Below are 6,694 nucleotides of genomic sequence, written 5' to 3' on the forward strand. Positions count from 1 at the left end.
CGCGACAATCTTCCGCCGGTTTCGCGGCGGCCGGAAACGGGCAATCGGCGCCGTTTCGGGGGACGCCCGGCGTGAAGTTGGCTTTCTGTTCGATGTACGTTCGATGTCAGACGACTGTGCGGCGGTGCGGAGCGGGCCTCACGCCACGGTCAGGCCGGTGGTGAACCGGCTTCCCGCGTGAGCGGAATCCAGCGCCTCGCGTATCCCGGCCGCGACGGTGGGATGCACCGGCAGGGCGAGATGGCCGATGCCGGTCACCCGTACGTTCCGCGCGTCGAGGTCGGGGTGTTCCAGGCAGGCCGTCTCCAGCGGGTTCATCAGCGGGTCCAGATCGCTCCAGAAGCTGACGAACCGGGTGCGGCAACCGGGTGCGGGCCGTCCCAGTTCCTTGATGACCGCCGAACCCGGCCGCATCTGGCGCACGATCGGATGGGCGTCGGCCAGGAGGGGCGCCACCCGGGTGCCCGCGTGCGGGGTGCCGAGGGTGACCAGCGTGCGCACCCGCAGGTCACCGCCCAGACACTGCACGTAGTACCGCGCGATGAGGCCGCCGAGGCTGTGCCCCACGATGTCCACCCGGGCGCTGCCCAGGCGCTCGCATATCTCCTCCACATGCCGGCCGAGCAGTTCGGCAGCGGCGCGGATGTCGCAGGTCAGTGGGGAGTAGTTGAGCGATTCCACTCGCTGTCCGCCGTGCTGGGCCAGGCTGCGGCGCAGCAGCACGAACACCGAGCGGTTGTCGATGAAACCGTGCAGCAGCACGACCGGCGGTCCGGGCCGGACGGGCAGCGGCGCGGTTCCGCCGCCGACCGGCGGTATGGGGGCGGGGCGCTCTTGCAGCAGACCGGTCGGGTACAGCAACAGGTGTCCGGCGAGTACCGCGGCGTCCAGGGCGGTCGCCTTCAGCAGCGTCATGGACACCCCGGTCAGCCTGCCGGGCCACAGCCTGCGGCAGTACGGGAAGAAGAGCGGCACTACTCCGGTGACCTTCATGGTCGACCTCCCGTCGGCACACGGGAGACGGCTCTGTACCCCGTGTGCCTACATGTCCCACTCTGTGAGTTCCCCGTCGTCGCGCCCCGTAAAACCGCCGGTCGCGGGATGCTGGAGGTAACGCCCGTTCACTTCGCGACGGGTGGCGGACCGCATCGGGCGTGCGGTACTTGTCGATACGGCGGAGGCGCTCGCCTCCGTGCCCGGGTGATGGAGGCAGTGATGGGTGTGGCAAGCGGTCCGATCCGTGTGGTGGTCGCCAAGCCGGGCCTCGACGGCCACGACCGAGGGGCCAAGGTCATCGCGCGCGCCCTGCGCGACGCCGGGATGGAGGTCGTCTACACCGGCCTCCATCAGACGCCGGAGCAGATCGTCGACACCGCCCTCCAGGAGGACGCCGACGCCATTGGGCTGTCCATTTTGTCCGGCGCGCACAACACCCTGTTCGCCGCGGTGATCGACCTGCTCAAGGAGCGCGACGCCGAGGACATCCTCGTCTTCGGCGGCGGCATCATCCCGGAGGAGGACATCGCGCCGCTGAAGGAGAAGGGTGTCGCGGAGATCTTCACCCCGGGGGCGACGACCGCGTCGATCGTGGAGTGGGTGCGGGAGCACGTGGCCCAGCCGGCGGCCTCCGGGGGCTGAGCCGAGGGCGCGCGACGGCACGGCCGTCATGACGCCGGGCGCGGGGCCTGGTGTTCCCCGGAGCCGGAGCCGGAGCCGGAGCCAGAGTTGGAGCCGGAGCCAGAGTTAAGGTCGGAGTCGGCGCCGGCGGGCGGTGGCTGGTGTTCCCCGGCCTCGGAGGCGGTGGCCCGCGGCTGGTGTTCCGGCGCGCCGGCGGTGCCCGCCGGTGTCAGCTCGTCCGCCATCGCCGCCCGCAGCCGCAGCGTGGTGACCAGCCGCTGGAACGCCTCCGCCCAGTAGCCCCCGGCGCCCGGCGCCGCGTCCTCCCGCTCGTCGGGCACCGCGAGCAGCGCCTGCAACCGGGTGGCCTCCGCCGGGTCCAGGCAGCGCTCCGCGAGCCCCATCACCCCGCTGAAGCTCCACGGGTAACTCCCGGCGTCCCGCGCGATGTTGAGGGCGTCCACCACGGCCCGGCCCAGCGGCGCCGCCCATGGCACACCGCACACGCCGAGCAGCTGGAACGCCTCCGACAGCCCGTGCGCCGCGATGAACCCGGCGACCCACTCGGCCCGTTCGGCCGGCTCCAGCGTGGCCAGCAGCTTGGCGCGCTCCGCAAGGGACACCGCACCCGGACCGCCCGCCTCCGGGGCCGCCGGCGAACCGAGCAGCGCCCGCGCCCATCCGGCGTCCCGCTGCCGCACCGCCGCCCGGCACCAGGCCGCGTGCAGCTCGCCCTGCCAGTCGTCCGCCACGGGCAGCGCCACGATCTGCGGCGCCGTCCGCCCGCCGAACCGGTCCGCCCAGATGCCGAGCGGCGCCGCCTCCACCAACTGACCCAGCCACCAGGACCGTTCCCCGCGGCCCGCGGGCGGGGTGGCCACCACCCCGTCGCGCTCCATGCCGGAATCGCACTCGTGCGGCGCCTCCACCGTGATCACCGGGGCGCCGCCCGTACGGTCCAGGGACACGCATGCCGATGCCCGTACGGCCATGCGCGCGGCCAGCGCCGAGTCCGGCAGCGCCGACAGCAGTTCCGCCGCCATGGCCCGGACGTTGCGGCTGCGGTCGCCCAGTGCCTTCTCCAGGAAGGGCTCGTCCGCGGCGGACAGGCCCGAGCGCAGCGCGTCCAGGAACAACAGCCGGTCCTCCGCCCGCTCCGCCGGCCAGGTCCCGGCCAGCAGTTCGCGGCCGAGCGCGGGGGTACGGGCGCGCAGCGCGCCCAGCAGGGCCACCCGCTCGGCGAACAGCCCCTCCTGCCACAGCCGGTGCACCGCCTCCGCGTCGCCGGGCTCCGGCAGCGCCGCACCGCCGGGGGCCGAGCGCAGGGCGAACCGCCAGTCGGGGTTGAACCGGGCCAGCCACAAGGCCCGGGGCCCCGCGAACGCCAGCGCGGCCGGGCGCAGGTCGGTACGGCCCCGGGCCGCGTCCAGCAGCGCGGGGAGCGTCTGCGCGGGGGCCGCGTACCCGTGCGCGTTGGCCGCCGCGAGCCACTGCGGGAGCAGTTCCGTCAGGTCCGGGGAACTGCCCCGGCGACCGCCGCCGGACGCGCCGCCGGCCCGGTCGGCCAGCAGCGTGGCCAGCCTGCGGGCCGCCGCCACGGGCAGCGCGGGGCGGGGGTCCGCGGGCGCCCGCTCCGGCCGGCGCGCCGCCCGCGCGGGGCGCAGTCCGGCCCGCCGCCGCACGGTGGCCTCGGCGGCGGCGTCCAGCAGCGCGACGGGGGCCGGGCGGCCGGGTGCGAGGTGCGCGGGCGGACGCCGGTCGGTGCCGAGCAGGGCGGTGGTGACCAGGTCCTCCCAGAAGCCGGCGGGGGACGCGCCGTTCCCGTCGGTCGAGGTGCCGTTCATCGGGGTGCCTTCCCTTCGCGTGCGTGCGGACGTGCCGGGGCGGTCAGCACAGGGCCACCGCCTCCCGCGCGCCCTCCGGCCAGGCGGTGAGCGGGGTGAAGCCCAGGTGGCCGCACTCGCCGAAGACCGTGACGGGGGCGCCGCCGGACAGGGCGAGCAGGCGCCACAGACCGGGGCGGGAGCGGGCGCTGCGGGTCAGCGGGAGGGCCGAGTCCCGCTCCGCGTCGGCCAGTTGCCACCGTTCGCCGTCCGGGACCGGGACGACCCGCTCCAGCGTCACCGGGACCGACTCCAGCCAGGGGTCCGCGCGCAGGGCCGTGCCGTACCGCGCCACCGCCTCGGCCGTGGTCACGCCCGGCGGACGGAACCCGGCCGGCGCGGGCGCGGCGAACCGCTCGCCCAGCGCGGCCCGGGACCGACCGGCGCCGGGGTACCCGGACAACTCGGCGTCCAGGGCGAGACCCACCGGCAGGGACAGCTCCGGTGCCCGGCCGCCCGCGCCGTAGGACAGCACCAGCCGGGTGCGGTCCGACGCGGCGCCGTACAGCCAGATCCGGCGGGTCGTCAGTTTCGCGTCCGCCGAGTCGTACTGGGCGAGGACCAGCCAGCGGTCGCGTTCGGGCGGGCCGTCCGCCGGGGCGGGCAGGCCGATCCGGGAGCGGACCGTGGCCGCCAGCGGCTCCGGCAGCCGGTCGCGGCGCAGCCAGCCCTGGTCGAGCAGGTGCAGCAGCGCGCACTCCTCCAGCAGCCGGACCGGCCAGCCCGCGCCCGAGCCGGGTATCGCGCCCAACTCCCTCACCCGGGCGGCCAGTCCCGGTGCCTGGGCGTCGACCATGCGGGCCGCCGTCTCCTCCCACAGGCCGTATCCCGCCTGTTCGGCCGAGGCGAGGCCGCCGCGCAGCAGATCGGCCAGGCGCCGCTCCAGTTCGGTCGCGCCCGCCGTGACCCGTTCGGCCCGGCGCTCGGCCCGGCGCCGTGCCGCCTCCGGATCGGCGGCTGCCGGGGCGCCCCCACCGGCCTCCGCCCGCTTCTCCTCCGCACGCCCGCGTCTGCCCGCGAGCCACTGCCCGGCCCAGTCCGGCGGCTCGGCGCCGGCCGGCACCGAGCCGTCGTCGCCCGCCCACAGCAGGAGCAGCCCGAGCGCGTGCTTGCACGGGAACTTACGGCTCGGGCAACTGCACTTGTACGCCGGTCCGCCGAGGTCGACCACCGTCTGGTAGGGCCTGCTGCCGCTGCCCTTGCACAGCCCCCACACCGCCTCCTTGCCGCTCCCCGCCTCGGACCACGGACCCGCCGTGCCGAGCTTGCCGCCCGCTTTGCGTGACGCGGCGTCAGGCGCCAGTGCCAGCACCTGGTCCGCGGTCCAGCGCACCCCCTGCTCAGTCATGCGAACGACGGTAGGTCCCCCCACTGACAATCGGCCTGACGGGCGCGTTTGCGCTGGGCAGAGCGATTGTCAGTGGTGTGGTGCACGGTTGGTGGCAGATCCGAACCGGCCGAGCTGGAGGGGGCCTCAGCCATGTCAGCCATGCCTGCGTCCGCGCAATCGAAGACCGCCGCACCGCAGCCGAGCGGGGGCGCGACCGCCGAGGGCGCGACCGCCCTGCGACCGCACGCGGAGCAAGCCTTCGCCGGTGAACTCGCCGCGCTCGCCGCGCAGGACGACCGGCCGCGCCCGGCCCGCTGGAGACTGTCGCCGTGGGCGGTGGCCACGTACCTGCTCGGCGGCACGCTGCCGGACGGCACCGTGATCACACCGAAGTACGTGGGCCCGCGCCGGATCGTCGAGGTCGCCGTCACCACCCTCGCCACCGACCGCGCCCTGCTCCTGCTCGGCGTGCCCGGCACCGCCAAGACCTGGGTCTCGGAGCATCTGGCCGCCGCCGTCAGCGGTGACTCGACGCTGCTGGTCCAGGGCACCGCCGGCACCCCCGAGGAGGCCATCCGCTACGGCTGGAACTACGCGCGGCTGCTCGCCCACGGCCCGAGCCGCGACGCCCTGGTGCCGAGTCCCGTGATGCGCGCCATGGCGGAGGGCATGACCGCCCGGGTCGAGGAGCTGACCCGCATCCCGGCCGATGTGCAGGACACGCTGATCACGATCCTGTCCGAGAAGACCCTGCCCATCCCGGAGCTGGGCGAGGAGGTCCAGGCGGTCCGCGGCTTCAACCTCATCGCCACGGCCAACGACCGGGACCGCGGCGTCAACGACCTCTCCAGCGCGCTGCGCCGCCGCTTCAACACCGTGGTGCTGCCGCTGCCGGAGAGTGCCGAGGCGGAGGTCGACATCGTCACGCGCCGGGTCGAGCAGCTCGGCCGCTCCCTCGACCTGCCGGCCGCGCCCGACGGCATGGCGGAGATCCAGCGCGTCGTCACCGTCTTCCGCGAACTGCGCGACGGCATGACCGACGACGGCCGTACGAAGCTGAAGTCGCCCAGCGGCACCCTGTCCACGGCCGAGGCGATCTCCGTCGTCACCAGCGGCCTCGCGCTCGCCGCCCACTTCGGCGACGGCGTGCTGCGCCCGGCCGACGTCGCGGCGGGCATCCTCGGTGCCGTCGTCCGCGATCCGGCGGCCGACCGGGTCGTCTGGCAGGAGTACCTGGAGACGGTCGTGCGCGAGCGCGAGGGCTGGACGGACTTCTACCGGGCGTGCCGGGAGGTGAGCGCGTGACCGGCCGGGGCGGGCCGCTGCTGCTCGGGGTGCGGCACCACGGGCCGGGCTCCGCCCGCGCGGTGCGCGCCGCCCTGGACGCCGCCCGGCCCGCGACCGTCCTGATCGAGGGGCCGCCCGAGGCCGACGCGCTGATCCCGCTGGCCGCCGACCCCGGACTGCGGCCGCCGGTCGCCCTGCTCGCCCATGCCGTGGACGAGCCCGGTCGCTCGGCGTTCTGGCCGTTCGCCGCGTTCAGCCCCGAGTGGGTGGCCGTCCGCTGGGCCCTGGAGCACGGCGTCCCGGCCCGCTTCATCGACCTGCCGGCCGCCCACACCCTCGCGTGGGACGAGGAGACCGGTCGAGACAGGGGCGAGCGGACCGATCGGGACAGGGACGAGGAGGCCGGCCGGGCGGAGGAGGCCGGCCGGGCGGAGGAGGCCGACCGGGCGGAGGAGGCCGACCGCGGCGACGAGCCAGGCGGCGAGACCGGTGACGAGGAGCAGGTGCGCGTCGACCCGCTCGCCGTGCTCGCCGAGGCCGCCGGATACGACGATCCCGAGCGCTGGTGGGAGGATGT

6 protein-coding genes are annotated in these 6,694 nt (G+C 75.5%); 3 read left to right on the top strand and 3 right to left on the bottom strand.

Going from position 1 to position 6,694, the window contains the following annotated elements; all coding sequences use genetic code 11:
- Nucleotides 1-138: 138 nt before the first annotated feature.
- Nucleotides 139-993 carry an esterase/lipase family protein gene (locus FRZ03_RS03420; RefSeq protein ID WP_146463644.1) on the bottom strand — a complete coding sequence of 285 codons (855 nt, stop codon included), beginning with the start codon at nt 991-993 and terminating at the stop codon, nt 139-141.
- 222 nt (nt 994-1,215) lie between these two features.
- Here FRZ03_RS03420 and FRZ03_RS03425 point away from each other — a divergent pair, with 222 nt between their 5' ends.
- Nucleotides 1,216-1,638, top strand: coding sequence for a cobalamin B12-binding domain-containing protein (locus tag FRZ03_RS03425; protein ID WP_146463645.1), 423 nt, complete (start codon nt 1,216-1,218; stop codon nt 1,636-1,638).
- Between the two features lie 26 nt (nt 1,639-1,664).
- Here the strand turns inward: FRZ03_RS03425 and FRZ03_RS03430 are convergent, their stop codons facing one another.
- A complete protein-coding gene (locus FRZ03_RS03430) occupies nt 1,665-3,461 on the bottom strand; it encodes a DUF5691 domain-containing protein (RefSeq protein WP_261398498.1) in 1,797 nt (598 codons plus the stop codon).
- Between the two features lie 43 nt (nt 3,462-3,504).
- Nucleotides 3,505-4,848, bottom strand: a complete 1,344-nt coding sequence (locus tag FRZ03_RS03435) for an SWIM zinc finger family protein (protein ID WP_146463646.1) — start codon at nt 4,846-4,848, stop codon at nt 3,505-3,507.
- Between the two features lie 141 nt (nt 4,849-4,989).
- On the opposite strand from FRZ03_RS03435, the gene FRZ03_RS03440 reads away from it, so the two are divergent.
- On the top strand, nt 4,990-6,135 hold the full coding sequence (locus FRZ03_RS03440; protein ID WP_146463649.1) for an ATP-binding protein: 1,146 nt from the start codon (nt 4,990-4,992) through the stop codon (nt 6,133-6,135).
- Nucleotides 6,093-6,694 (top strand): DUF5682 family protein (locus tag FRZ03_RS03445; protein WP_222443333.1); only part of this gene is annotated, 602 nt, incomplete at its 3' end. The genes FRZ03_RS03440 and FRZ03_RS03445, both read left to right, overlap by 43 nt.

This window comes from Streptomyces misionensis (genome assembly GCF_007896895.1).
Lineage (GTDB): Bacteria > Actinomycetota > Actinomycetes > Streptomycetales > Streptomycetaceae > Streptomyces > Streptomyces misionensis_A.

Excerpts from the sequence above, each read along its gene's own strand:
- FRZ03_RS03420 (WP_146463644.1), bottom strand. The coding sequence starts at position 993 with ATGAAGGTCACCGGAGTAGTGCCGCTCTTCTTCCCGTACTGCCGCAGG.
- FRZ03_RS03425 (WP_146463645.1), top strand. The coding sequence starts at position 1,216 with ATGGGTGTGGCAAGCGGTCCGATCCGTGTGGTGGTCGCCAAGCCGGGC.
- FRZ03_RS03430 (WP_261398498.1), bottom strand. The coding sequence starts at position 3,461 with ATGAACGGCACCTCGACCGACGGGAACGGCGCGTCCCCCGCCGGCTTC.
- FRZ03_RS03440 (WP_146463649.1), top strand. The coding sequence starts at position 4,990 with ATGCCTGCGTCCGCGCAATCGAAGACCGCCGCACCGCAGCCGAGCGGG.
- FRZ03_RS03435 (WP_146463646.1), bottom strand. The coding sequence starts at position 4,848 with ATGACTGAGCAGGGGGTGCGCTGGACCGCGGACCAGGTGCTGGCACTG.